The sequence below is a fragment of the Thiohalorhabdus sp. Cl-TMA genome, from assembly GCF_041821045.1.
Taxonomy (GTDB): Bacteria; Pseudomonadota; Gammaproteobacteria; order Thiohalorhabdales; family Thiohalorhabdaceae; genus Thiohalorhabdus; species Thiohalorhabdus methylotropha.
In genome coordinates, this window is the sequence record NZ_JBGUAW010000025.1 from 1 (window position 1) to 2,299 (window position 2,299).

Genomic DNA, 2,299 nt, shown 5'->3' on the forward strand with positions numbered 1-2,299 from the left:
GTACGAGCGGTGTTTGGCGCCTGCAGGCGGCGGATACACCGTTGCTTGGGTGTTATATGGTCAAGCCGCACGGTCGATTAGTACCAGTCGGCTGCACGTGTTGCCACGCGTCGACCGCTGGCCTATCCACGTCGTCGTCTGCGACGGACCTTCAGGGGCCTTACGGCCCGGGAGACCTCATCTTGGGAGGGGCTTCCCGCTTAGATGCTTTCAGCGGTTATCCCGTCCGTACGTAGCTACCCGGCCATGCCCTTGGCAGGACAACCGGTGCACCAGAGGTACGTCCACTCCGGTCCTCTCGTACTAGGAGCAGCTTCCCGCAAGTCTCCAACGCCCACGGCAGATAGGGACCGAACTGTCTCACGACGTTCTAAACCCAGCTCGCGTACCGCTTTAAATGGCGAACAGCCATACCCTTGGGACCCGCTTCAGCCCCAGGATGCGATGAGCCGACATCGAGGTGCCAAACTCCGCCGTCGATGTGAACTCTTGGGCGGAATTAGCCTGTTATCCCCGGGGTACCTTTTATCCGTTGAGCGACGGCCCTTCCATGCGGAGCCGCCGGATCACTAAGGCCTGCTTTCGCACCTGCTCGACGTGTCTGTCTCGCAGTCTAGCGCCCTTCTGCCTTTGCACTCGTTGCGCGATTTCCGACCGCGCTGAGGGCACCTATCGCGCTCCTCCGTTACCGTTTGGGAGGAGACCGCCCCAGTCAAACTACCCACCTCACACGGTCCCAGGACCGGATCACGGTCCTTGGTTAGAACACAGAGACGATCAGGGTGGTATTTCAAGGATGGCTCCCCGACGACTGGCGTCGCCGGTTCCTCGCCTCCCACCTATCCTACACAGACCGCCTCCGTGTTCAGTATGAGGCTGTAGTAAAGGTCCACGGGGTCTTTCCGTCTTGCCGCGGGTACGCCGCATCTTCACAGCGATTTCAATTTCACCGAGCCTCGGGTGGAGACAGTGGGGCCATCGTTGCGCCATTCGTGCAGGTCGGAACTTACCCGACAAGGAATTTCGCTACCTTAGGACCGTTATAGTTACGGCCGCCGTTTACCGGGGCTTCGGTGATCCGCTTCGCTTACGCTAACGGACTCCCTTAACCTTCCGGCACCGGGCAGGCGTCAGTCCCTATACATCGGCTTGCGCCTTTGCAGAGACCTGTGTTTTTAGTAAACAGTCGTAGCCCCCTGGTCACTGCGGCCCCGTTCCGCTCCGTCCGCGCGGGATTTCACGTACTGAGGGCACCCCTTCTCCCGAAGTTACGGGGCCATTTTGCCGAGTTCCTTCACCCGAGTTCGCTCACACGCCTTGGGATACTCTCCCTGCCCACCAGAGTCGGTTTGGGGTACGGTCGCTGCCTACCTGGTGCTTAGAGGCTTTTCCTGGAAGTCTGGAGTCACCCACTTCGCGCCCGTAGGCGCTCGTTGTCGCATCTCGGCTCTAGCCCGGCGGATTTTCCTACCGGGCCAGCCTACCTGCTTGAACCGGGACGACCAGCGCCCGGCTGGGCTATCCTCCTTCGTCCCCCCATCGCAGTAGACAGCGGTTCCGGAATGTTGACCGGATTCCCATCGGCTACGCCTTTCGGCCTCGCCTTAGGGGCCGACTCACCCTGCGCAGATTGACTTGACGCAGGAACCCTTGGGCTTCCGGCGAGAGGGGTTCTCACCCTCTTTCAAGCTACTCATGTCAGCATTCGCACTTCCGATACCTCCAGCAGTCCTTTCGGACCACCTTCAGCGGCCTACGGAACGCTCCCCTACCCAGCGCATAGCGCTGCCGCGGCTTCGGTAGATGACTTAGCCCCGATATATTTTCCGCGCAGGACGACTCGACTAGTGAGCTATTACGCTTTCTTTAAAGGGTGGCTGCTTCTAAGCCAACCTCCTAGCTGTCTGTGCCGTCCCACCTCGTTTCCCACTGAGCCATCATTTGGGGACCTTAGCCGGCGGTCTGGGCTGTTTCCCTCTCGACCACGGATCTTAGCACCCGCAGTCTGTCTCCCTTGGTCGTGCTTCCCGGAATTCGGAGTTTGGTACGGTTTGGTAACCCCTTGCGGGGCCCCTAGCCGTTCCAGTGCTCTACCCCCGGGAGCAAACCCAAGAGGGCCTACCTAAATAGGTTTCGGGGAGAACCAGCTATCTCCGGGCTTGATTAGCCTTTCACTCCGACCCACAGCTCATCCCCCAGATTTGCAACTCTGGTGGGTTCGGGCCTCCAGTGGGTATTACCCCACCTTCACCCTGGCCATGGGTAGATCGCCCGGTTTCGGGTCGACCCCCTGCGACTT

General features: G+C 60.1%; 1 rRNA gene (cut by a window edge). It reads right to left on the reverse strand.

Going from position 1 to position 2,299, the window contains the following annotated elements:
* Positions 1-56: 56 nt before the first annotated feature.
* Positions 57-2,299: ribosomal RNA gene (locus tag ACERLL_RS17625) — 23S ribosomal RNA — on the reverse strand (it continues 251 nt past the right edge of the window).